This is a genomic window from Sphaerisporangium sp. B11E5 (genome assembly GCF_039871875.1).
Lineage (GTDB): Bacteria > Actinomycetota > Actinomycetes > Streptosporangiales > Streptosporangiaceae > Sphaerisporangium.
On the sequence record NZ_JBDPMD010000028.1, the window covers coordinates 1 to 21,671 of the forward strand.

At 70.3% G+C, this 21,671-nt stretch carries 21 protein-coding genes; 10 read left to right on the forward strand and 11 right to left on the reverse strand.

What is annotated here, in order from left to right:
- Positions 1-1,277: 1,277 nt before the first annotated feature.
- Positions 1,278-1,760 carry an ATP-binding protein gene (locus ABGB17_RS23435; protein ID WP_347633001.1) on the forward strand — a complete coding sequence of 161 codons (483 nt, stop codon included), beginning with the start codon at positions 1,278-1,280 and terminating at the stop codon, positions 1,758-1,760.
- 85 nt (positions 1,761-1,845) lie between these two features.
- Here the strand turns inward: ABGB17_RS23435 and ABGB17_RS23440 are convergent, their stop codons facing one another.
- From ABGB17_RS23440 to sigE, 5 genes are all read right to left on the reverse strand, one after another.
- Positions 1,846-2,331, reverse strand: a complete 486-nt coding sequence (locus ABGB17_RS23440; RefSeq protein ID WP_347633003.1) for a MarR family transcriptional regulator — start codon at positions 2,329-2,331, stop codon at positions 1,846-1,848.
- Between the two features lie 485 nt (positions 2,332-2,816).
- The gene (locus tag ABGB17_RS23445; protein WP_347633005.1) at positions 2,817-3,185 is read right to left on the reverse strand and encodes a sec-independent translocase; all 369 of its coding nucleotides are present in this window, start codon (positions 3,183-3,185) and stop codon (positions 2,817-2,819) included.
- Between the two features lie 94 nt (positions 3,186-3,279).
- On the reverse strand, positions 3,280-5,049 hold the full coding sequence (locus tag ABGB17_RS23450; RefSeq protein ID WP_347633007.1) for a trypsin-like peptidase domain-containing protein: 1,770 nt from the start codon (positions 5,047-5,049) through the stop codon (positions 3,280-3,282).
- A 175-nt stretch (positions 5,050-5,224) separates the two neighbouring features.
- On the reverse strand, positions 5,225-5,755 hold the full coding sequence (locus ABGB17_RS23455) for an anti-sigma factor (RefSeq protein ID WP_347633009.1): 531 nt from the start codon (positions 5,753-5,755) through the stop codon (positions 5,225-5,227).
- Positions 5,752-6,411: an RNA polymerase sigma factor SigE gene (gene sigE, locus ABGB17_RS23460; protein WP_347633011.1), complete on the reverse strand. Its 660-nt coding sequence runs from the start codon at positions 6,409-6,411 to the stop codon at positions 5,752-5,754. The genes ABGB17_RS23455 and sigE overlap by 4 nt, the downstream gene beginning before the upstream one ends.
- Positions 6,412-6,600: 189 nt before the next feature.
- Between sigE and ABGB17_RS23465 the strand changes: the two genes are divergently transcribed.
- Positions 6,601-7,251 carry an O-methyltransferase gene (locus tag ABGB17_RS23465; protein WP_347633014.1) on the forward strand — a complete coding sequence of 217 codons (651 nt, stop codon included), beginning with the start codon at positions 6,601-6,603 and terminating at the stop codon, positions 7,249-7,251.
- Between the two features lie 3 nt (positions 7,252-7,254).
- On the opposite strand, the gene ABGB17_RS23470 is transcribed toward ABGB17_RS23465, so the two are convergent.
- Entirely contained in the window at positions 7,255-8,697 is a 1,443-nt protein-coding gene (locus tag ABGB17_RS23470; protein ID WP_347633016.1) for a leucyl aminopeptidase, read from the reverse strand.
- Between the two features lie 106 nt (positions 8,698-8,803).
- Positions 8,804-8,971: a DUF3117 domain-containing protein gene (locus ABGB17_RS23475; RefSeq protein ID WP_114033903.1), complete on the reverse strand. Its 168-nt coding sequence runs from the start codon at positions 8,969-8,971 to the stop codon at positions 8,804-8,806.
- Positions 8,972-9,150: 179 nt separating this feature from the next.
- Between ABGB17_RS23475 and ABGB17_RS23480 the strand changes: the two genes are divergently transcribed.
- Positions 9,151-9,939 (forward strand): PaaX family transcriptional regulator C-terminal domain-containing protein, encoded by a 789-nt coding sequence (locus ABGB17_RS23480; RefSeq protein WP_347633019.1) that lies wholly within the window; start codon positions 9,151-9,153, stop codon positions 9,937-9,939.
- On the forward strand, positions 9,939-10,793 hold the full coding sequence (locus ABGB17_RS23485; RefSeq protein WP_347633021.1) for an enoyl-CoA hydratase-related protein: 855 nt from the start codon (positions 9,939-9,941) through the stop codon (positions 10,791-10,793). Before ABGB17_RS23480 ends, ABGB17_RS23485 begins: the two co-directional genes overlap by 1 nt.
- Here the strand turns inward: ABGB17_RS23485 and ABGB17_RS23490 are convergent.
- Together ABGB17_RS23490 and ABGB17_RS23495 are read right to left on the reverse strand one after the other, a co-directional pair.
- Positions 10,766-11,344, reverse strand: a complete 579-nt coding sequence (locus tag ABGB17_RS23490; RefSeq protein WP_347633023.1) for a DNA-3-methyladenine glycosylase I — start codon at positions 11,342-11,344, stop codon at positions 10,766-10,768. The genes ABGB17_RS23485 and ABGB17_RS23490 overlap by 28 nt on opposite strands.
- A gap of 33 nt (positions 11,345-11,377) precedes the next feature.
- Entirely contained in the window at positions 11,378-11,905 is a 528-nt protein-coding gene (locus ABGB17_RS23495) for a hypothetical protein (RefSeq protein ID WP_347633025.1), read from the reverse strand.
- 141 nt (positions 11,906-12,046) lie between these two features.
- Between ABGB17_RS23495 and ABGB17_RS23500 the strand changes: the two genes are divergently transcribed.
- The 4 genes from ABGB17_RS23500 (at position 12,047) to ABGB17_RS23515 (ending at position 15,258) form a co-directional block, all read left to right on the forward strand.
- Positions 12,047-12,331 (forward strand): hypothetical protein, encoded by a 285-nt coding sequence (locus tag ABGB17_RS23500; protein WP_347633027.1) that lies wholly within the window; start codon positions 12,047-12,049, stop codon positions 12,329-12,331.
- Positions 12,332-12,530: 199 nt separating this feature from the next.
- Positions 12,531-13,172 (forward strand): GPP34 family phosphoprotein, encoded by a 642-nt coding sequence (locus ABGB17_RS23505; protein ID WP_347633029.1) that lies wholly within the window; start codon positions 12,531-12,533, stop codon positions 13,170-13,172.
- A 32-nt stretch (positions 13,173-13,204) separates the two neighbouring features.
- Positions 13,205-14,677, forward strand: coding sequence for an APC family permease (locus ABGB17_RS23510; RefSeq protein ID WP_347633031.1), 1,473 nt, complete (start codon positions 13,205-13,207; stop codon positions 14,675-14,677).
- Positions 14,674-15,258, forward strand: a complete 585-nt coding sequence (locus ABGB17_RS23515) for a GNAT family N-acetyltransferase (RefSeq protein ID WP_347633034.1) — start codon at positions 14,674-14,676, stop codon at positions 15,256-15,258. The genes ABGB17_RS23510 and ABGB17_RS23515 overlap by 4 nt, the downstream gene beginning before the upstream one ends.
- A gap of 53 nt (positions 15,259-15,311) precedes the next feature.
- Here ABGB17_RS23515 and ABGB17_RS23520 read toward each other — a convergent pair whose 3' ends face one another.
- A complete protein-coding gene (locus ABGB17_RS23520; RefSeq protein ID WP_347633036.1) occupies positions 15,312-15,905 on the reverse strand; it encodes a TIGR00730 family Rossman fold protein in 594 nt (197 codons plus the stop codon).
- A 244-nt stretch (positions 15,906-16,149) separates the two neighbouring features.
- Between ABGB17_RS23520 and ABGB17_RS23525 the strand changes: the two genes are divergently transcribed.
- Positions 16,150-17,829, forward strand: a complete 1,680-nt coding sequence (locus tag ABGB17_RS23525) for a sulfatase-like hydrolase/transferase (RefSeq protein WP_347633038.1) — start codon at positions 16,150-16,152, stop codon at positions 17,827-17,829.
- Between the two features lie 166 nt (positions 17,830-17,995).
- Here ABGB17_RS23525 and ABGB17_RS23530 read toward each other — a convergent pair whose 3' ends face one another.
- On the reverse strand, positions 17,996-20,086 hold the full coding sequence (locus tag ABGB17_RS23530) for a cellulase family glycosylhydrolase (protein WP_347633040.1): 2,091 nt from the start codon (positions 20,084-20,086) through the stop codon (positions 17,996-17,998).
- Between the two features lie 547 nt (positions 20,087-20,633).
- On the opposite strand from ABGB17_RS23530, the gene ABGB17_RS23535 reads away from it, so the two are divergent.
- Positions 20,634-21,635, forward strand: a complete 1,002-nt coding sequence (locus ABGB17_RS23535) for a LacI family DNA-binding transcriptional regulator (protein WP_347633042.1) — start codon at positions 20,634-20,636, stop codon at positions 21,633-21,635.
- The last annotated feature ends 36 nt before the right edge of the window (positions 21,636-21,671 follow it).

A 21,671-nucleotide genomic window follows, 5' to 3' on the forward strand; every position in this document is an offset into this window, starting at 1 on the left:
CACCCCGCACCCCCACCCAGTGCATCCCAAACCCCACCGTCAACCCCCCAACCCCCACAACCACCAACGGCTCCCACCACCGAAACACCACCCCCAGCCCATCCCCCGAACAAAACCCCAACCGCCAAAGGAGCGCGACCTCCCCTCCCCGCCGCCCCAGAATCCCCGAAAAACCCACAACAGCCAGGACCATCGCGAAGGCCCACCACAACCGCGATCTACCAGACATGAACCGACAAACTACCGTCTCTGTAGATCACCAGCACCTGACGAACCACACCACGTTGCCACCGTCACCACGCGGTACTTCCGGAAGCGATGCGGCCGGCCTGGAGGTGGGGCAAGCCACCTGAACGGGAAAGCAGGACCGTGACGTTAAGTCACCGATACGTTACCAAGAGGCAGGGAATCTGCCCCTTGGTGGGATCAGAGCAGCAGTCCGATCTCGTCGGCCAGCTCACGAACTTGCGCACGCCGGCGCTCCGGCCCCTTCCCCGCCAGTTCCCGAGTCATCCGCCGGGCGTAACCGTTGTAGCGGATCGTCTCAGGGGCGGTCTGATGCGCGAGCCGCAGACGGCCTCGTGGCCACGCTGAGGATACACAACACCGGTCATCTGCACAGGCAGCGTGTTCACGGCCTCTCGCACGGCATCCAGCCGCCGGGTGTCCGGGCCCGGTGAACATCCGGACGGGCACGGATTGATCACCGGTCAATTCGGCCAGGTCCCGGACCCGGAGTACCTCGGCCAGTTGGAGCAATATCGGCAGCCGCGGACCGGCCTGAAGCCGCCCGGATTCTACCTGGTTAACCCAACTGACGGACTATGAACTTCCTGGGTCATACCCCGCCGCCTCCGTAGGTGTCGGATACGCCGCCCAAGTGTGAATTCCGGCCCGGACGTTTCATCGATGGCGCGGTCCACAGGTCTACGCCTCCCTGACTGAGTCGCACTCTCAGGCCAGGGCGGAGCCGTCGCATGACGAATATCACCGTACCGGCGCTTCATCCGTCATGCCCTTAAGCGACGACGCCTTACACGTATCACTCGGGCACTGTTCCTGCTCTGAGTTATGCCCCCTGGAACGGATTTCCGGTGGACGCCTAATACCGGCGCACGGACTCGATAGGGGAATTGTCCATCCGTCCGATGACCGAACGGCCGAACCCATAGAAATGACACGACCAGCCATAACTGCTCGCGAGAAGCTACAGACGCGACCACGGGCGTCTCGTCGTGCCGTACAGCCACTGGAACCGCACGCTGGAGGTGTGATCGATGGCAGATCCCAAGACCCTGTCCACAGCTGTTGAGAACGCGAGGCGGGGAGCGCTGCCCGGAGTCGCGGTTCTGAGTGCGGTGCCTGAGTCGGTGGGTCTGGCCCGGGAGTTCGCCAAGAGGAGATTGGGGGACCTTCATCCGGTGCTGCACGATGTGACGCTGCTGGTCTCCGAGCTGGTGACCAATGCCGTGCTGCACTCGGACTCCGGACGGGGCGGGTCCGTGACCGTCGCACTCGTGGACTGTCCGGACCATGTTCACGTGGCCGTGGTGGACGCCGGAGGGGTGGGCGTGCCTCAGGTACGTGCGGGCGCGCTGTCGGAGGGCGGCCGGGGGTTGTGGCTGGTGGAGGCGATCGCGCAGGCATGGGGGATTCACGACCACGATGGGGGCCGTACCGTGTGGTTCCAGGTCGGCCACCGGCGTACGGGAGCCGTGAAGGCGGGGTGCGGCGCCCCTGAGTTCTCCCCGCTGACGTGACGGCGGGCGTGGTGGCGTCGAGGCGCCTCACTCCGCGCTCTTCCGGTTCGTCGTGCGGGGAGCGCGGGCCCCGGCCCGATCACCTCTAGCCGGGGAGGTCGCTCTCGCCGCCCAGATTGCCGATCACACGGCGCAGGACGTTGATGGTGGTCACGTAGTCCGCCGTCGTGATGCCGTCGCGCATCACTTCCTGTGCCTGTGCGCTCCGGTCCCAGGCACGGCGCCGGCCGGCCTCTCCCGTCTCGGTCAGTGTCAGGGTCCCGCCGTCCTCCTTGAGCCAGCCACGATCGATCAGGTCGAGGAACACGTCGTCGAGATCGATCCCCAGATCATCGAACGGCCGCAGCTTCGCCGTGAGCGTCGATCGGCTCCAGAGACCAGGAGCACCGGCGACGTGGTTCAGCGTCCACCAATGCGGCTGTGTGAGCCCTTCCACCGCCAGGTCCGCCCGGATCCGTCCGACCACCCTGCGATACCCCTCACCGCTCCAGTACCCGAGGGGCTGTGCGTTGAGTTGCTCCTCGGGGTACTCCTTGATGCTCACGTCGCCGTGCTCCTTGTCCTCGGCCATCAGTACGAGCACGGTAGGAGCTGAACCTAACTTGAGGTCAATTCCCCTGGCCGATCTGATGCCCCCTCAACTGGACGGTGAGCCGCTGTGGGGTTGCTGGGCCGGCCTGGCGTCCGTGCTCACGTACGTTGCGGTGAGCAGTCGTGGGGGGGCGGGGGGCGAGGGGGCAGAGCCCCCTGGGAAATACAGCCCGAGCCGGAAGGCGCGCCAGCGCCTGGAGGGGAGGACCATGCCGTGAGCGGTCGGCACCGATCGCGGGTTGAGGACCGTACGGAGGCGCCGGGTTCGCCGTACCACGTCCCGCCGCGTCGGCGCCGATGAAGGGCGGTTACGGACGAGTGGAGGCGTCGCGGACCGGGCGGTCGCGGACCGGGCGGTCGCGGACCCGGAGGCGGTCGCGGACCCGGAGGCGGTCGTGGACCCGGAGGCGGTCGTGGGCCGGGGGAACGCGGACCTGCGGGAGGGGGTTGCTGGGGTGGCCGGGGTCAGGTGGCTTCGGGGTCGTAGGGGGGGATTTCGCCGTAGCCGAGTTCTTGGACGGTTGTGGTGGCGTAGGGCTCGGGGTAGGTGCTGGGGGTTGGGTCGGGGGTGGTGGGGCGGTTCCAGTCGTCTTCCAGGTCGGAGAGCAGGTGTTTGCGGACGAAGTTCTTGGGGTGGAGGTCGGTGGGGTCGAAGTTGGAGAACTCGGGGCCCAGGTTGTCTTGGAGGTCGTTGCGGGCGTTGGTGGCCATCTGGCGTAGCTGGCGTAGGGCACGGCCTGCCTGGGCGGCGGCTTGGGGGAGTTTTTCGGGGCCTAGTACCAGTAGCGCGATGACTACCAGGGCCAAGACTTCAGCCCAGCCGAGTCCGAACACCGCACACTCCTCAAGATCTTCAGCACCGGCGGCCCGCCGGCAACAACCAGACTAATGTCCTTGGCCGGCGGGAACGCCACGTGGTGCGGATGGATCAGGACGGCTGGGGGTTGGGGACCGACACGGCGTCGATGGTGACGGTGGTGGTGCGGACCTGGCCGTCGCGCTGGTACTTGACGGCGACCTTGGTGCCGGGGGCCTTGCTGCGGACGGTGACGATCAGTTCGCTCGGCTGGGTCATGGGGACGCCGTCGATCTCCAGGATGATGTCGCCGGCCTTGAGGCCCGCCTTGTCCGCGGGGCCGTCGGGGACGACGGGCTCCTGGCCCTGGACGGCCTCGGTGGCGATGCGGACGCCTTCGCCCTGGAAGTTCTCGTCGAGCTGGATGCCGATGCGCGACTTCTTGGCGGTGCCGGTGGTGATGAGCTCCTCGGCGATGCGGCGCACGTGGTTGATCGGGATGGAGAACCCGAGGCCGATGCTGCCGCTCTGGCCGCCGAGGGAGCCGCCGAGGGTCGCGATCGCGGAGTTGACGCCGATGACCTCGCCGGCGCCGTTCACCAGGGGGCCGCCGGAGTTGCCGGGGTTGATCGCGGCGTCGGTCTGGATGGCGTTGATGAACGACGACTCCGAGCCGCCCTCGCCGCCGGCGGTGACGGGACGGTTCAGCGAGCTGATGATGCCGGTGGTCACCGTGCCGGTCAGGCCGAGCGGCGAGCCGATGGCGATGACGGGGTCGCCGACGACGACCTTGTCGGAGTTGCCGAGCGCGATCTCGGGGGCGCCGAAGGTGGTGTCGGGCTTGACCACCGCGATGTCGGAGCTCGGGTCGCGGCCGACGATGCGGGCCTGGGTGGACTTCTTGCTGCTGAAGGTGACCTTGATGGTGCCGGTCGACGACGCGGAGGCCACCACGTGGTTGTTGGTGACGATGTAGCCACCCTTGATCAGGAAGCCGGAGCCGGTGCCCGCCTCGCTGTTGCCCCGCACGTCCAGCGACACCACGCTCGGCAGCACCTTGGACGCGACCCCCGCCACCGAGTCGGGCGCCCGGTTGACGATGGCGCCGGTCGGCGTGCCGAGGGAGTACGACGGGTCGCGCCCTGGGCCGTCGCCCCGGGTCAGCAGGTAGGTGCCGAGGCTTCCCGCGGCGGAGGCCACCAGCGCGATCACCAGGGCGAGCACGGTCAGCGTGCCGGTGCGCGGCCCGCGCGGGGCCGGGCCGCCCGGCCCGCCGGAGGCGCCGCCCGGGAGCCCGGGGCCCATGCCGCCGGGCTCGGCGAAGGGACGGCCGGGCGGGGGCGGCGGCGCCCAGCCGCGCCCCATGCCGGACGCCGCGCGCGGCGGCGGCGGCGCGAAGGCGCCGGTGTCGGAGGGTGAGGCGAAGACGTCGGTGGAGCCGTACGACTCGGTGCGCGTGCCGTACGACTCGGTGCGGCCCCCGTAGGAGCCGCCGTAGGAGTCGCCGCGCGATTGCGGGAACGTCTCCGGCACCTGGTAGGCGCCGGTGGTGTAGCCGGCGTACGGGTCGGCGGAGCGGCCGTAGGACTCCTGGCCGCCGCTCGGGTACGCGGGCAGCGGCCCGCCCGCGGGGTTGCCCCAGGACCCCCGGTCGTCCGAGCTGGCGAGGATCTCAGGCGCGGGGGCGTACGACCCCGTGGTGAAGGGGTCGTCGCCGGCGTAGGAACCGGACCCGGAGCGGGCGCCGGTGGAGGCCCGCTCGGGCACCACCTGGTCGGCGGGCAGGAAACCCGGCCGCCCGGTTCGATCGCCGTCCCCGGCGGGCTGCGTCTCGCCACCCCCCGAGCGGTGCGATGGACCGGCCACGTCCTCGTCCTCGAAGGCACGTGTGTCGTCGCTCATCGATCGCTCACTCCCGGAACACAGTCGACTCGGCTACGCCAGATTTTCCGTGTGACCTCATACGCGCGGCGTAAACGCCAGGGCCGGCGCGGCCCTCTCCGATCGTATGCCCGCGTGGGAACGAGCGAGCCCCCGCCTGTGGACAGACGAGGGCTCGTGGTTTCGTGCGTGGATGTCAGTGCCGCGGAGTGGGTACTCCCGCACGGCTCTGCCAGACGCCACCGGACGGGGTCGTGGTGACCCTGTGCTGGTTGGCGAACATCTCGACCGGCGCCGACGGGCGGTTCTCCGGGCCGCCCACCATGAACAACGTGCCGAGGGCGACGGCCGCCGAGGCCACGCCCACCGCGACGTACCCGGCGCGGCGGCCTGGACCGGTGCGGCCAGGGCCTCGGAAGGTCGCGCCGCGCCGGGGCCGGTTGTCGGCCGGGGATCCGTTCAGCGAATAAGAGGCAGGTGCCGGAAAGGGGCGCACCCTCGGCGGGAGCGGGCCCCCCGGCTCGGCCATGCGTAGCAGGGACGCCGTGAGGTCGCCCGGCATGCCGGGCGGCGGCAGGGACCGCAGGCGGCTCTTGAGCGCCCGGATCGCGTCCAGCTCCGCGCGGCATTCGGCGCAGAAGGTCAGGTGCGCCAGCGCCCGCTCACGCTCGGCGTGCCGGAGTTCACCGTCGACGAGCGCTGAGGCGCGCTCTCCTAGATGACTCATGCTCCCTCCCTGGTTACGGTCGGGGGGAGTTCGTCGCGGCGGGGCGCCCGGTGTTCGAGCGCCTCGCGCAACTGACTGCGACCGCGATGGATTCGGCTGCGTACTGTGCCCAGCTTCACGCCCAGCGTCGCGGCGATCTCCTCGTAGGACAGGCCCTCGATGTCGCACAACACCACAGCGGCGCGGAACTCCGGGGCGAGCGCGTCGAGCGCCGCCTGGATGTCCGGCTCCATCTGCGCGTCGTCGAACACCTGGGCCGGGGACGGCTCCCGCCCGCGCAGCCGCTCCGCGGCGTCGTCGGCGAGGCCCTCGAACCGGATGCGCTGCCTGCGGCGCGCCATGTCCAGGAAGAGGTTCGTCGTGATGCGATGCAGCCACCCCTCGAACGTGCCGGGGGTGTAGCTGGACAACGATCGGAAGACCCTGACGAAGACCTCCTGCGTGAGGTCCTCGGCGTCATGCACGTTGCCGGTCAGGCGGTACGCGAGGCGGTAGACGCGCGCCGAATGCTCGCGGACGACCTCCTCCCATGTGGGAGGCGTCCAGTCCGCGCCTGGCAGCCGGGGGTCACCCCCTGGGTAGGCACTGTCAGGAGTACCGGTCTGGTGGTGATCGTCCACCAGGACTCCTCTCTCCGGGACCACCGCTACAGCCATAGTGCCTGCTTTCGTCCCTTCCCGCGTACCCGAAGTCCAATGACGCCGGACCATGTCCGTGGACTGTCTCGAACAAAGGTCGTTCAAAGCGTGCAACGTACCCGTTGTGGCGTGAGTTCCCGTTCGGCCCTGACTCCCCTAGGCTGCGACCAAAACGTGTCGCAAGGTGAGAGCGGGAAGGAGAGGCCGATGGCCCCGACACCGACCAGTCCGGTGCAGGCCACGCTGGCCTACGCCGAGGAGTTCCATACCGAGGACGAGATCCTGCTCGCCGCCAGGCGGCACGGCGCCGAGGTGGGGGCGGTCCCCATCCTGCCGGGCGGCGGGGCCGCTCTGTGTTTCCTGGCGACGGCGATCAGCGCGCGATCGGTCGTCGAGGTCGGCACCGGCTGCGGGGTGTCCGGTTTGTGGCTGCTGCGCGGCATGCGGCCGGACGGCACGCTGACCAGCGTCGACGTCGAGCACGAACACCAGCGGCTGGCCCGCCAGGCGTTCACGGCGGCGGGGTTCTCCGGCAGCCGCGTGCGGCTCATCAGCGGGCGGGCCCTCGACGTGCTGCCCCGTCTCGCCGACGGCGGCTACGACCTGGTCTTCTGCGACGCCGCCAAGCAGGAGTACGGCGACTACCTGGCCGAGGCGGTCCGCATGCTGCGGCCGGGCGGCATCGTGGCGTTCGACAACGCGTTGTGGCACAACCGCGTCGCCGACCCGGCGCAGCGCGACCCCGACACGGTGGCGATCCGCGAGCTCGGCAAGCTCATCCGTGCCGACGAGCGGCTCCGCGCGCTGATGATCCCCCTCGGCGACGGCCTGCTGACCGCCGTGAAGATCTCCGACTGACGCTCAGGCGCCGGCCAGCCACTCCAGGAGCAGGCGGGTGCCGAAGCCGGTGGCGCCCTTGGTGTACACGCCGTCGTCGGCGGTGCTGCGGGCGACGCCGGCGATGTCCAGGTGGGCCCAGCGGCGGCCGCCGGTGAACTCCCGCAGGAACAGCGCCGCGGTGATCGCGCCGCCGCCGTACTTGCCCTCGGATTCGATGTTGGCGATGTCGGCCACCGCGGAGTCCAGCGCCGCGCGGTACTCGTCGATCAACGGCATGTGCCACAGCGGGTCGCCACTGGCCGTCCCCGCGGCGATCAGCTCTTTGACCAGGTCCTCGTGCTGGGAGAACACCGCCCCGAGGTCGCGGCCGAGCGCGACGCTGATCGCGCCGGTCAGCGTGGCGAGGTCGATCACCGTGTCGGGCTTGAGCACGTCGTCGGCGTACGCCAGCGCGTCGGCCAGCACCAGCCGGCCCTCGGCGTCGGTGTTGAGCACCTCGACCGTCTTGCCGCCGTAGTGGCGGATCACGTCCCCTGGCCGCTGCGCCGAGCCGGACGGCATGTTCTCGGCTGCCGCGACCAGGCCCGTCACCCGGGTGCGTGCGCCGAGGTCGCGCAGCGCGCCGAGCACGGAGATGACCACCGCGCCGCCCGCCATGTCGGTCTTCATGAACTTCATGCCGTCGGTCGGCTTGAGCGACAGGCCGCCGCTGTCGAACGTGATGCCCTTGCCCACCAGCACGACGTGCGCGCCGTCCGGGTCGTCAGGCACGTAGGACAGCTCGATCAGCCGCGGCGGGCTCGCCGAGCCCTGGCCGACGGCGAGGATGCCGCCGAAACCGCCCGCCGCGAGCTCGTCCGGCTCCCACACGCGGGCGGTCAGGCCGGAGCGCTCGGCCACCTCGACGGCGCGCGCGGCCAGCCAGGCGGGGTTCTTCTCCGAGGACGGCATGTTGGCGAGGTCGCGGGTGAGGGCGGTGGCGTGGGCCGTCACCTCGGCCCGGCGCAGCGCCTGCGCGGCCTGCTCGGGCCCCCGGACCCGGATCTCGGCCACCGCCTTGGTGCGGTCGGCGCCGATGCGGAAGGTGTAGCAGGCGAGCAGGGCCCCCTCAAGCAGCGCCGTCCACCCCTCGTGGCCGGCGCCGCGCGGCAGCGTGACGTCCAGGGCGCGCCGGCCCTTGGCGCGGCGCGCGACGGCGGCGCCGGCCTTGCGCAGCGCGGCGGGCGAGCGGTCCCCCACGCCGTAGAGCAGCACGCGCCGTACGGCGTCACCGTGTGTCACGGGGACCTCGACGATCTCCCCCGCCTCACCTTTGGCCTCGTGGTGCGCCAGGAGGGCCGGCACGGGGACGGGCAGCCGCACGTCGACGGTCAGGTCGCCCCCGAAAGGGACGGCGGTCAGCTCGGCGTCGTCCTTCTCGTCAGCCGGTGCTTCCGTTAAGTGGAGCGCGGTCTCGATGGGCATGGTCCTCCCCCTGCCTGGATATGCGACGGCCCCGGCTGGGGGGCGCGCGGCCCGGCCGCCGGGGCCGTCAACTCGCCTGTATCGAAATGGTTGTGTCAGGGGTATGTCAGCCGACGACGTTCTTCAGAGCGTCGCCAAGGGCTCTGGCCTCATCCGGTGAAAGTTCGACGACGAGCCGGCCGCCACCCTCCAGAGGGACCCGCATGACAATGCCCCGTCCTTCCTTGGTGACCTCCAGCGGACCATCGCCAGTCCGCGGCTTCATCGCCGCCATGCGTCTGTTCCCTTCCTGCCTCGGCCTGTGCGACGCCGAACGCGCTCCTCGCATCCGACCGCTCGCCGCTTTCACGTCTTCTGTGACGTCCTATTATCCCGCCTCGCGAGCGCACATGGGTAACGATCTCCTCCCAGAATGCGTTGTCCGCACCCCTCACTCCGACGAGACTGGACTGTGTGAACGCCCGCGCCGCACTATTCGATCTCTACGGGGACCACCTGCGGATGCGTGCCGGGCGCGCGTCCGTGGCGGCCCTGGTCCGGCTGCTCGCGCCGCTCGACATCGCCCCGCCGGCCGTCCGCACCGCGATCTCCCGCATGGTGCGCCAGGACTGGCTGACGCCGGTGCGGCTGCCGCAGGGCCCCGGGTACGCGCTGACGCCGAAGTGCGCGCGGCGGCTGGACGAGACGGCGCTGCGGATCTACCGGAGCGGATCGGCGCCCTGGTCGGGGCGTTGGCATGTGCTGGTGTTCCAGCCGGTGCGCGAGCGCGGCCGGCGCGAGCGGCTGCGTGCCGACCTGTCGTTCCTCGGGTACGCCTCCCTGTCGGAGAACACCTGGATCGGGCCGCGGCCCTCCCCCGAGCTGGACGCGCTGCTGGAGGGCCAGTCGCTGACCGCCGACCGGTTCGACAGCACGCTGGACGGGGACCCGCGGTCGCTGGTGGCCCGCGCGTGGGACCTGTGCGCTCTCGCCCACGCGTACGAGGAGTGGATGACGTCCGCGGCCGACCTGATCGGCAAGCTGCCGGCCGACGCCCCGGACGACCACGTGTTCGCCGTGCGTAGCAGACTTGTCCACGGGTGGCGGAATTTCCTGTTCCGTGACCCGGGCCTGCCGCAGGAGCTGCTACCGATGGGGTGGCCGGGCGACAGGGCCCGCGCGTACTTCGAGCAGGAGGCCGCCCGGTTGCTCCCCGCGGCGGCCCACTTCGTCGACCGAAACCTGGACAAGGGAGTCCACTGATGGATCAGCCACCCGCCACGTCGCCGGGCACCGCGTCGAACCCCCGGTCGAGCACAGCCGACGAGCACGGCCACGACCACGTGGTCACCACCGTGGCGGACCAGGTGGCCACGATCACGCTGAACCGGCCCGATGCCATGAACGCGCTGACCCTGGTGATGAAGGCCGGGCTGCTGGAGGCGCTGGAGCGCGTCAGGGACGATCACGGGGTGCGCGCGGTGCTGCTGACCGGCGCCGGGCGGGCGTTCTGCGGAGGACAGGACCTGCGCGAGCACGCCGCCAACCTGCGGGCCGGGGTCGGGCTGGACGACACCGTGCGGGCGCACTACAACCCGATCATCATGACCATCATGAGGATGGAGAAGCCGGTGGTGGCCGCGGTGAACGGCGTCGCCGCCGGGGCCGGCGCCTCGCTGGCGTTCGCCTGCGACTTCCGGGTGGCCGCCGAGGAGGCCCGCTTCGTCACCGCGTTCGCCGCCATCGGCCTCGGCCCCGACTCCGGCGCCTCGTGGACGCTCCCCCGCCTCGTCGGCCCCGCCAAGGCCCGCGAGCTGCTGATGCTCGGCGACCAGGTGGACGCCGCCCGCGCCCTGGAGCTCGGCCTGGTCACCTCCGTCGTCCCCGGCGAGACCCTGGCCGCGAGCGCACGTGAGCTGGCCGTACGGCTGGCGAAGGGCCCGACGTTCGCGTACGGCGCCATCAAGCGGGCGCTGGACCACTCCGCCGCGCATCCCCTGGAGGACTCCCTGGAGATGGAGGCCGACCTGCAGGACGCCTGCGTCAAGACCACCGACCACACCCGCGCCACCGAGGCCTTCCTGTCCCGTCAGACCCCGGTCTTCGAGGGCCACTGACCGTCACGGGTGCAGCAGGTGGCCAGGTGGTCGTTGACCAGGCCGATGGCCTGCATCATCGCGTAGGCGGTGGTGGGGCCGACGAAGCGGAAGCCGATGCGCTTGAGTTCCTTGCTGAGGGCGGTGGAGGCGGGGGTCGTGGCGGGCACATCGGCCAGGGTGGCGGGGACCGGGGCGCCGGGGTCGGCGTAGCGCCAGACCAGGTCGGACAGGCCGCCGGGCAGGGCGGCGGCGGCGCGGGCGTTGGCGACGGCGGCCTCGATCTTGGCACGGTTGCGCACGATGCCGGGGTCGGCGAGCAGGCGCGTCACGTCGGCGTCGCCGAACGCGGCCACGGCCGGGATGGAGAACCGGGCGAACGCGGCGCGGAAGTTCTCCCGTTTGCGCAGGATGGTGAGCCAGGAGAGCCCCGACTGGAAACCCTCCAGGGTCAGCCGCTCGAACACCTGGTCGTCCCCGCGCACCGGCCGCCCCCACTCCTCGTCGTGGTAGCGGATGTAGTCCGGCGAACCGGTCGCCCAGCCGCAGCGGACGACCTCGATTTCTCCCATGTCGGGCAACACCTTCGAAAGAGCCGTGCGGTCTCAGGCTTCCTTCGACGCGGGACGCTCACCGGCGGGCACATCCGCCCCGTTGACCCCGGCACGTGACGCCTCCGCGTCCTCCTCCGGCTTCGCGGTGGCGGCGTCGCCGCTCGCGGGCAGGTCGTCGGACGCCTTCTCCGGCACCGTACCCGACGCCTCGGCCTCCTCGTCCCCCCGCGGCGGCACGGGAGCCCACTCGGGGCGGGGCAGCGACTCCTTGCGCGCCTGGACGCGGTCGGCCATGAGCTCGGCCAGCCGCTGCTCCAGGACCGCGATGTGGGTGTCGCGCTCGCCGAGTGCCGTCGCGGCGCGATGCAGGGTCTCGTCCACGCTCGGGGTGTGGTACCCCACGAGGCTCACCGGTAGCTGCAGCGCCATGACGTCCACGGCGGTGAGCTGCCCGGATTCGGGCAGGTCCAAGGGGGGCACGTCGGGGGCGAACTCCGCGAGTTGCCCGCCGCGTCCCTGGGAGACCATCACCACGCAGTACAGAACCGCCAGCGCGGCGATCGCTAGAAGGACCAGCACATACGAATCGTGCCACATCGCGGCCTTTGGCCGCGCGCCGTTGCCCCAAGGACAGATCTCCGCTCACCCTGGCCACGGGGAACCCTCGTGCGGGTGCCGCGGCTGACGCGGGTAGCGGGGTGATGTGACACCATCGGGGCCATGACCCCGGTGAAGGTGATCGGCCCGGACGAGCCCGCCGACCCGTCGTGGGTCGAGGCGCGTTCCCCGGACGAGGCCGTGCGTCACGCCGGCGAGGGCCGCACCGTGCTGGTCGTGCTGGACGGCGACGAGGCCACCCAGCTCGCCACGGCGTCCGTCTACGCCTGGGTGGGTGCCCGCGTGTTCCGCACCTCCCGCCCCGCGCAGGTCCGCACCGCCCTCGACATGGTCGAATCCCTGGCCGGCCGCCGCCCGCCCGCCCTCACCCGTCGCGGTCTCGCCTGACCCGCCCGCGCCCGGCCACGGGCGCCCGTTTCCATGCCTGATGGGCGATATCACAGTCCGCATGTTTCCGGGAAACCGGCCAGAAAACGGTAAAGCGGAAGAGTTATGTTCCACTCCATATCTGGTCAGGGGTATTTCCCATAACGATCAGCACTTTCGTCGATGACGGAAACACAATTCGCCTATATCATCACGGCTCGTGGCTAAAGGTGATCTTTCGCGCCCGTCGCTGGCCGACGATCTGTACTTTGTCATGCATGACGACGTGACGGGCCGACCGCGACTACACCCCCGCCTCGCGAGCCTCGGCCTGGCCGGCGCCGTCATCGGCGAACTGATGCTCACCGAACGCGTCACCATCGAACTGGCGTCCGCTCAGGACCGCCTCTACGTGACCTCCCGGGCCCCCACCGGCGATCCGCTCACCCAGGGCGTGCTCAGCCAGGTCATCGCCGAGCCGCAACATCCGGTGCTCACCTGGCTCGTCTTCTTCGCCCGCACGATACTCAACGACGTCACCGACCGGATGATCGCCGCGAACCTGCTCAACCCGCCGTCGAAGCACATGTTCAAGCAGCATCCCCCCGTCCCCGTGAGTACGAACACGGCCGCCTGGCCGCTCGCCCGTCTCAACCTCGCCGTCCAGCAGCGCCAGCCTCCGGTCTTCCCGGACAGCGTCCTGTACGGGCTCTTCGCCGCCACCGGCGGAGCCCAGCGGGCCCTGTGGGAGCACGACCCGGCGTTCGTGGCCACCACGATCGCCACGCTCCCCGTGCCGCTGCGCAGGCTCATCGTCCAGACCGAGGTCGCCGTCGGCAAAGCGGTCATCAGCCGCCGGTGACGCCACGCCCACTTCCCCTCCCGGAGTAACGGATGCCACTCACAGACCAACGGCCGAGCGCCGTGTCCGCCGCGCTGGCCAAGGACCGGCTCGGTGTCCCATCGGTCGTGTTCTTCGTCGTCTCCGCGGCGGCGCCGCTGATGGTCGTCGCGGGCTCGGTCCCGACGGCGTACGCGGTGACGGGCGTCATCGGCGTGCCGTTCGGTTTCCTCCTGCTCGGCGCGATCTTCGCGCTGTTCGCCGTCGGGTACGTGACGATGGCGCGGCACGTCGTGAACGCGGGGGCCTTCTACGCCTACGCCGCCCAAGGGCTCGGCAAGACGGCGGGCGTGGCGACGGCGTGGGTGGCGCTGCTGGCGTACAACGCGTTGCAGCTCGGCCTCTACGGCATCATCGGGTCGGGGGCCGAGCCGCTGCTGCGCGACTGGTTCGGCGCCTCACCCCCGTGGTGGGTGATCGGGCTGTTCGCGTGGGGGCTGACCGGCCTGCTCGGGCTGCTGCGGGTGGACATCAACGGCAAGGTCCTGTCGGTGCTGCTGGTCAGCGAGATCGCCGTCGTGCTGCTCTTCGACCTCGGCGACCTGCTGAACGCCGCCCCGAGCGGCATCAGCTTCGAGGGCTTCAACCCCGGGGCGCTGTTCGTGACCGGCGTCGGCGCCGCGCTCGCCACCGTGGTCGCGGGCTTCGCCGGCATCGAGTCGTCGGTCGTCTTCGCCGAGGAGTCCAAGGACCGCCGGCGCACCGTGCCCGTCGCCACGTACCTCGGCATCGGGATCATCGCGATCCTGTACTCCTTCTCCGCCTGGGCGCAGACCGTGCCGACCGGGCCGGACGGGATCGTCAGAGCGGCGACGGACCAGGGGCCGCTGCTCGTCTTCAACCAGGCGGCCACCCACATGGGCGCGTTCGTCTCCACGCTCGGCTCGGTGCTGTTCGTGACCAGCAGCCTCGCCTGCATGATCGCCTTCCACAACACCACGGCCCGCTACATCTTCGCCCTCGGCCGCGAGAACGTGCTGCCCTCGGTGTTCGGCCGCACCTCGGCCCGCACCGCCGCCCCGGTGACGGGCTCGCTGCTGCAGACCGCGCTCGGCCTCATCGTGATCACCGTCTACGCGATCAGCGGCGCCGACCCGGTCACGAAGCTGTTCTTCACCTTCGGCGCGTTCGGCGGCCTCGGCCTGCTGACCCTGCTCACCGTCACCTCGATCGCGGTGATCGCTTTCTTCTCCCGCAACCCCGCCGGGGAGACGGCGTGGCGTACGCGGATCGCCCCGGTCCTCTCGATCGTGGCGCTGAGCGTGATCATCGGGATGACGCTGATCAACTTCGACACGGTGCTCGGGGTGCCGTCCGACTCGGCGATCCGGTGGATCCTGCCCGGCATCTTCCCCGTCGCGATCGTCTTCGGCGTCGTGTGGGCCCGGGTGCTGAAGGCGACCCGGCCCGAGGTGTACGCCAACATCGGCCTCGGCGCGCAGGCGGTTGGCGGTGGCGCCAAGTGATCGAGATCATCCGGATGGAGGACCCCGCCGTCGCCGGCGAGATCATCGCGGACACCTTCAGCGTCGACGAGATCAGCCGCTGGCTCATCCCGCCGGAGGCGGACCGGCTGCCCATCCAGCGGCGCTTCTTCACCATGTACGCCACGCACGCGCTCGACCACGGCGACGTGTACGGCATCACGGAGGCGGGTGAGCTCTCCGGGGTCGCGGTCTGGTTCGCCGCGCCGTTCCCCGCGATCCCCGGTGAGGACGAGGCGATCGCCACGTTCGCCGGCGAGCACGCCGAGCGGTACGCGACTCTCGGCCGGGAGATGGAGAAGCTCCACCCGCACGAGCCGCACCACTACCTGGCGTTCATCGCCCTGGTGCGGGGACGCACCGGGCGCGGCCTCGGCAGCCTGCTGCTGGAGGAGCACCACCGGCGGCTGGACGACCACGGCATCCCGGCCTACCTGGAGGCCAGCAGCGAGGCGAGCCGCCGGCTGTACCTGCGGCACGGCTACGTGGACATGCCGGAACGGCTCCAGTTGCCCGCCGGCCCGGTGATGTACCCCATGTGGCGGGCGCCCATGGCCCGCTAGCGCGTCCCGGCCGTCCCGGCGAGGGGTACGGCCGGCCCTCCCCTGCCCCCGGGTCAGCCCGCCGCGGACTCGCCGATCTCCTCGGGGGCCGGGGAGATGGCGCGGGCGGGGGCCTCCAGGTGGTCCATGGCCTCGTCGATGGTGGTGGTCCAGGTGATGGCGTCGAAGACGTCCGCTCGGGTGAAGCCGGCGTCGTAGAGGTCGGTGACCAGGTGCCGCAGCGCGGTGAACAGGCCCCAGGGGTCGAGCACGACCAGCGGCTTCGCGTGCATGCCGATGACCCGGGACGTCCAGATCTCGAACAGCTCCTCCAGCGTGCCGATGCCGCCGGGCAGCACGAGGAAGGCGTCGGAGCGGGCGTCCATCAGGCCTTTGCGCTCCCGCATGTCCCCGGTGATGATCAGCTCGTCGGAATCGGTGTCCGCGATCTCCATGTCCACCAGGACCTGGGGCATCACCCCGACGGTACGGCCGCCCGCCTCCCGGGCGGCGCGGGCGACGGCCCCCATGCTCGACACCACGGCGCCGCCGCTGACGAGGGTGTGGCCCCGCCGGGCGATCTCGGTGCCGACGTCGGCGGCCAGTTTCAGGTAGCGGCGGTCGATCCTCTGACTGGACGAGCAGAACACACAGATAGCCAATGCCACGTGGCCACCCTATCGACCTGGATTCTGGGCTTCCCTCCGATCAAGTGCGCCATGTCACAGTGAGATCGCCGAACATCGTCACGAGATGACTTGGCGAGAGAAGATCAGATTCGGTACGGTCCAGCACGACAGGCCGCGTTCCCGGCCGCCGACAAGGTAGACGAGATCTTGCACGATACGTGCCCTGCCCGGAATCGCGTGTGACGCTGTGAACGCCCCCTCTCCCACCAGAAGCCGAGGATCGATGCCGCCCACCACCAGACGTGGATTCCTCGCGGGCACCGGAGGCCTGCTCGCGGCCGGGCTCGCCTCCGCGAGCGCGGCGGAACCCGCGGCGGCGAAGAGCCGCGGACCGCTCAACTTCGTGATCATCCTCGCGGACGACCTCGGCTGGGGGGAGATCGGCTGCTACGGGCAGCGGAAGATCGTCACCCCGAACATCGACCGCATGGCCGCGGACGGCGTGCGGTTCACCAACGCCTACGCCGGGTCGTCGCTCTGCGCCCCGTCCCGGTGCGCCCTGATGACCGGCCTGCACACCGGGCACGGCACCGTGCGGGAGAACCCCGAGGGCGGGCCGCAGCTCTCGTTCGGCGCCGACGACCTCACGTTCGCGGAGCTGGCGCGGCTCGCCGGGTACCGGACGGCCTGCATCGGCAAGTGGGGGTTCGGGCCCGAGCTGCCGGGGCAGGCCTCCCACCCCAACGCCCGGGGGTTCGACGAGTTCTTCGGCTACATCACCCACGCGCACGCCCACCAGTACTGGCCCACCTACCTGTGGCACAACGAGGAGACGGTCCCGTTCGACGGCAGCGAGTACGCGCCGGACGTGCTGCGTGACCGGGCCGTCGCGTTCATCAAGGAGTCCGCGGGCCGGCCCTTCCTGTTGCACTTCGCGACCAACCTCCCGCACTCCCCGAGCCAGATCCCCGGCGACGCCGGCCGCTACGCGGACGAGCCGTGGACCCGCCCGAACCGCCGCCACGCCGCCCAGGTGACGCGGATGGACTCCCACGTCGCCGACATCATCCGCGCGCTCGAGTACGCCGGTGTGGCGGACTCCACGATCGTGCTGTTCACCGCCGACAACGGGCCGCACCACGAGAAGGGCGTCACCCCGGAGATCTTCAACTCCAACGGGCCGTTCCGTGGCGTCAAGCGGCAGCTCTACGAAGGCGGCATCCGGGTGCCCATGATCGCCTGGGCCCCGTTCATCGCCCCCAAGGTCGTCGACGACCCGGTGGCGTTGTGGGACGTCCTGCCCACGGTCGCCGACATCGTGCGGGTCCCCGTCCCCGCCAACATCGACGGGAAGTCGTTCCACGGCCTGCTGACCGGCGGCACCTACACCGGGCACGACCACCTGGTGTGGAACCGCCCGCGCAAGATGCAGGCGATCAGGCGCGACAACTGGAAGATGATCCGCTTCGCCCCGCACATCGCCGGCGCCGGCCCCGAGGGCCGCATCGAGCTCTACAACCTGCGGGGCGACCGCGGCGAACGCCACGACGTCTCCACCATCCGCTCAGGCCTCGTCATCGAGCTGAACGACCTCCTCGACGCCTCCATCGGCCCCGACCCGCGCCTGCCGTACGGCCTCGAAGCCTACGAAGAGGGCGGCCAGGTGGTGGTGACCCTGATGAACGGCTCGACGAAGCCGTGGCGCGACGTACGCCTGACCCTCGACTCCTCCGGCCGCCGCAGCACCCGCACCGGCGGACGCGCCGAGGTCATCGAGCCCGGCGAGTCCCTCACCGCGACGTTCACCCTCACCGGTGAGACCGAGGAGGGCCCCCTGGCCGGCCGCGCGAGGTTCACCGTGAACGGCCGCACGGTGCGCTTCCGCGCGAAGGTCGGCCCGCGTCCCGCCCCCGAGACCCGGCCACCGGACGGGGCGGAACCCCTGCCGGCGGTTCAGGGATGACCGCGGAAAGCGTATGAGGCGCGAGAACCAGCTCACGACCCGGCAGGAAGAGAGTGCGCATACCCGCACTTCCACCGCCGCAACAGCAAGAACCGCTTCCAGCTAAGGCGCGCCACTTCGGGGCGGGTGCCACGCCATTCCGGCGTGGCACCCGCTCCGGTGGTCGTCAGGTGGTGGTGCCGGTCACCGTGGTGCCGGACTTGGTGATGTAGTACGTGATTTGTTTTCCGCTCCAGAAGTGGAAGGTCAGGGTGACGCGGGCGTCGTTGACCTCGGCGAAGAAGTCGGGCTTCAAGATGATGGTGCCGGCGCTGTAGTCGGGCTGGAAGGAGCTCCAGAACTCCTTGTACGTGGTCCAGTTGGCCGGTCCGGCGGCGCTGCCGTCGGCGTACTTGGCCTCCATGGTGGCGAGTTGGTCACCGCGGAACTGGGTGGGGATCGCGAACGATGCCGTCGTCCCGGTGGCGGCGGCTTGTGTGGGGGTGTCGGAGGAGATGATGCTGATCTGCCATGGCACGCCCTGGGAGAACCGGGCCTCGATGGTGGCGTTCACCCCGTACGCCCGGTTGCCGGCCAGCCGGGTCAGGGCGGACGACGTGAGCGTCAGTGTCGTGCCCGACACGGTGTAGTCGGTGCCCTGGCGCAGGGTGGTGGTGCCCTGTCGCAGTCCCTGGAACGTGGTGCCGTTGAGGTTGAGCGTGAGCGTCCGGCTGGGGATCGTGCCGGTGCGGGGCAGGTACACCTGATCGGAGGAGGCGGTGCCGGAGCGGGTGGTCCAGCTCGCCTTCATCATGTCGAACACGCCCTGGTCGCGCCATCGCAGCTCGTTGCGGTTGAGGAACTGGCCCGCGTCCCAGACCATGGTGGTGAGGTTGCGTGTGCGGGCGTGATACCCGACGGCTTCGAGGAACTTGAGGAACTCGCCGCGCTCGATGATGCCCGGTCGGGTGTGGTCCCAGCTGAGCAGCGCCCATTCCCCGATGATCACCGGGATGCCGCGGGAGACGAACGTGTTGCGCACCCGGTCGAATGCGCTGATCAGGTCCTGCTCGACGTTGCTGTCGTATCTGGTGCCGCCGGCGATGTTCACGCTGAACGGCCACCAGCCGTAGAAGTGGACCGTCGCGGCGAGGTTGGGATCGCGCAGGGCGGTGAAGGTGGCGCTCAGCGCGTCCAGGCGGGCCTGCTCGCTGCTGGTGTGCAGCGTGGGCAGTACCAGGACTCGGGTGGCGTTGCCTCCGCCCGTCTGGCGCACCAGGCGGACGAACTCGGTGTTGAGCGTGTTCACCACCTGATCGCCCTGGTCGTCACCGGACGTACCGGCGAACTGCGGCTCGTTGATGCTCTCGAACAGCAGCTTCGGTGAATGGTCGCGGAAGGTCCCGGCGATCTGGCGCCACAGCGCGGTGTAGCGGTTCCGCACCGTCGTCTGGTCGGTGGGGTAGGTGTTGATCCACTGCCAGGAGTCGTGGTGCAGGTTGATCAGCACGTAGAAGCCCTCGGCCAACGACCAGTCGACGACCTGGCGCACGCGGTTCAGCCACGCGGAGTCGATGGTGTAGTCGGGTGCCGGGCCGTGGTGGTTGCTCCAGGTGATGGGAATCCGGATGCTCTTGTAGCCCTGGGACCGCACGTGGTGCAGCAGGGCCTGCGTGGTGAGCGGGTTGCCCCACGCCGTCTCGTCGGGGATGGCGTCGAACGTGTTGCCCAGGTTCCAGCCGGGTTGCATGGCGGCCACGGTGGCCATCGCGTCCCCCGGCTGCGGCGACGGCGACGGCGATGGGCTGGGCGAGGGGGACGGGCTGGGGGTGGGAGTGGGCGACGGCGTGGGTGTGGGGCTCGCCACGCCACCGGTGCACTGGACGCCGTTCAGCGTGAAGGAAGCCGGCGTGGTGTTGGCACTGGACCACGACCCGTTGAAGCCGAACGAGACCGACGCGTTGGTCGCGATGCTCGCGTTCCAGCTCACGTTCGCCGCGGTGACCTGTGCTCCGGAGGAGGTGACCGTCGCGTTCCACGCCTGGGTGACCTGCTGGCCCGATGGGAAGGTCCAGGCGAGCCTCCAGCCGTTGACGGGGTCGCCGAGGTTGGTGACACTCACGTCGGCGGTGAACCCGCCCGCCCACTGCGCCGAGACGTTGTAAGCCACCCGGCAGCCGGTAGCCGCGGCCGCGTTGACGGTCGCCATCGTCGACAGCGCGGCGACGGCACCGGCGACCACGCCGATCCACCGGCGGACCCTCCGTAACTTGTGCATCTCACACTCCCTTGGGCGCGTCAGCACTCGACCACGCCGATCAGCACGTAGAAAGTTTTCCGCGTTGTTACCGGAAACATGATGTGGGCATAGGTAGGGGCTTGGGCCAGCTCCGGCACAGGCGCTTCGCTTGGACGCGAGCGCGCACGCGGGCCGGGAGTGACGATGAACAGGCGATCTAATGATCATCTCGAAACAGACCGGGAAACTTTCTCTCCCTGCGAGCTGAATGTTTCAGCGTCAGGGCCGGGTGGGCCGTGGCCAGGATCCGCGGTCTCGGCCGGCGAAGTCACCGTCGGCCGCACCGGCCGGTTGATCGGCATGTGCACCGCCGCGGGGCCCGTCCGGTTCGACGGGATCCATCACGAGTCCCCTCGATGCCTGCGTCCGACCTGCGGCGCGACACAACGGGTTATCCTGACGCCGTACACGGCCCCCGCGTGGTCGACCGGGAGGGGCAGCGACGAAAGGGGCTGAGTTGTCGTACGCCGATTCGGGCGGACCGGTCGTCGGCCCGGAGCCGCAGAAAGGCGACCCGTCCCGACCTGTGACGATCTCTTACATCGCGGAGACCGCCGGGGTGTCCATCCCGACCGTTTCCAAGGTCGTCAACGGCCGTTCCGGTGTGGCCGCCGACACTCGCGCTCGTGTCGAGGCGCTCATCAGCGAGTACGGCTACCGCAGGACCAACCGCAAGAACGTCATGGAACTCGTCTTCAGCCAGCTCGAGGACATGTGGGGCATGGAGATCATCCGCGGTGTCGAGCGGGTGGCCCGGCAGCAACGCGTCGGGGTGGTGCTGACCGAGTTCGGCCCGAGTCACGATCCGCTGGACCATCCTATGAACGACACGCTGGCCCGCCGTCCGGCCTGCGTGGTCACGGTGGCCCAGCTGTCCCAGGAACAGCGCGACCAGTTACAGGCCAAGGAAATCCCCTTCGTGGTGTTCGACCCGACCAGCCAACTGCCGGACGGCGTCCCGTTCGTGGGTGCCACGAACTGGGCGGGCGGCCGGTCGGCCACTCGCCACCTGGTCGAGTTGGGGCACCGCCGGATCGCGATGGTCGCCGGCCCGGACGACGTGCTGTGCTGCAGGGCCAGGCTGGACGGTCACCGTTCCGCACTTGAGGCCGCGGGCCTGTCGATGCTGCCCGAACTCGTCGTGCGCACGAACCTCACCAGGGAGGCCGGGCGAGTCGCCGCGCTCGGCCTGCTGAACCGGCTCGAACGGCCCACAGCGATCTTCGCGTGCAACGACCCGCAGGCGCTCGGGGTGTATCAGGCGGCCCGGGAACTCGGGCTTCGCATCCCCGCGGACCTGAGCGTGGTCGGATTCGACGACCTGCCCATCGCCGCTCTCGTCGATCCCCCGCTCACCACCGTCCACCAGCCGCTCGCCGAGATGGCCGCCGCCGCCACCGAACTGGCCCTCGCTCTGGGACGCGGCGAGGAGCCGTCGCGGGTCGGCCTCGAACTCGCCACCACTCTCACGGTCCGGGAAAGCACCGCGCGGCCGGCGGACGAGCCACCACCCCCAGCCCGGCGATGACCAGGGCCCGGGATCGGAGTCCCCGGAGCTGCGACC

Coding starts and splice junctions, on each gene's coding strand:
- ABGB17_RS23485 (WP_347633021.1), top strand. CDS start 9,939: ATGGATCAGCCACCCGCCACGTCGCCGGGCACCGCGTCGAACCCCCGG.
- ABGB17_RS23490 (WP_347633023.1), bottom strand. CDS start 11,344: ATGGGAGAAATCGAGGTCGTCCGCTGCGGCTGGGCGACCGGTTCGCCG.
- ABGB17_RS23530 (WP_347633040.1), bottom strand. CDS start 20,086: ATGCACAAGTTACGGAGGGTCCGCCGGTGGATCGGCGTGGTCGCCGGT.
- ABGB17_RS23435 (WP_347633001.1), top strand. CDS start 1,278: ATGGCAGATCCCAAGACCCTGTCCACAGCTGTTGAGAACGCGAGGCGG.
- ABGB17_RS23475 (WP_114033903.1), bottom strand. CDS start 8,971: ATGGCGGCGATGAAGCCGCGGACTGGCGATGGTCCGCTGGAGGTCACC.
- ABGB17_RS23440 (WP_347633003.1), bottom strand. CDS start 2,331: ATGGCCGAGGACAAGGAGCACGGCGACGTGAGCATCAAGGAGTACCCC.
- ABGB17_RS23510 (WP_347633031.1), top strand. CDS start 13,205: ATGCCACTCACAGACCAACGGCCGAGCGCCGTGTCCGCCGCGCTGGCC.
- ABGB17_RS23500 (WP_347633027.1), top strand. CDS start 12,047: ATGACCCCGGTGAAGGTGATCGGCCCGGACGAGCCCGCCGACCCGTCG.
- ABGB17_RS23470 (WP_347633016.1), bottom strand. CDS start 8,697: ATGCCCATCGAGACCGCGCTCCACTTAACGGAAGCACCGGCTGACGAG.
- ABGB17_RS23455 (WP_347633009.1), bottom strand. CDS start 5,755: ATGAGTCATCTAGGAGAGCGCGCCTCAGCGCTCGTCGACGGTGAACTC.
- sigE (WP_347633011.1), bottom strand. CDS start 6,411: ATGGCTGTAGCGGTGGTCCCGGAGAGAGGAGTCCTGGTGGACGATCAC.
- ABGB17_RS23525 (WP_347633038.1), top strand. CDS start 16,150: ATGCCGCCCACCACCAGACGTGGATTCCTCGCGGGCACCGGAGGCCTG.
- ABGB17_RS23450 (WP_347633007.1), bottom strand. CDS start 5,049: ATGAGCGACGACACACGTGCCTTCGAGGACGAGGACGTGGCCGGTCCA.
- ABGB17_RS23465 (WP_347633014.1), top strand. CDS start 6,601: ATGGCCCCGACACCGACCAGTCCGGTGCAGGCCACGCTGGCCTACGCC.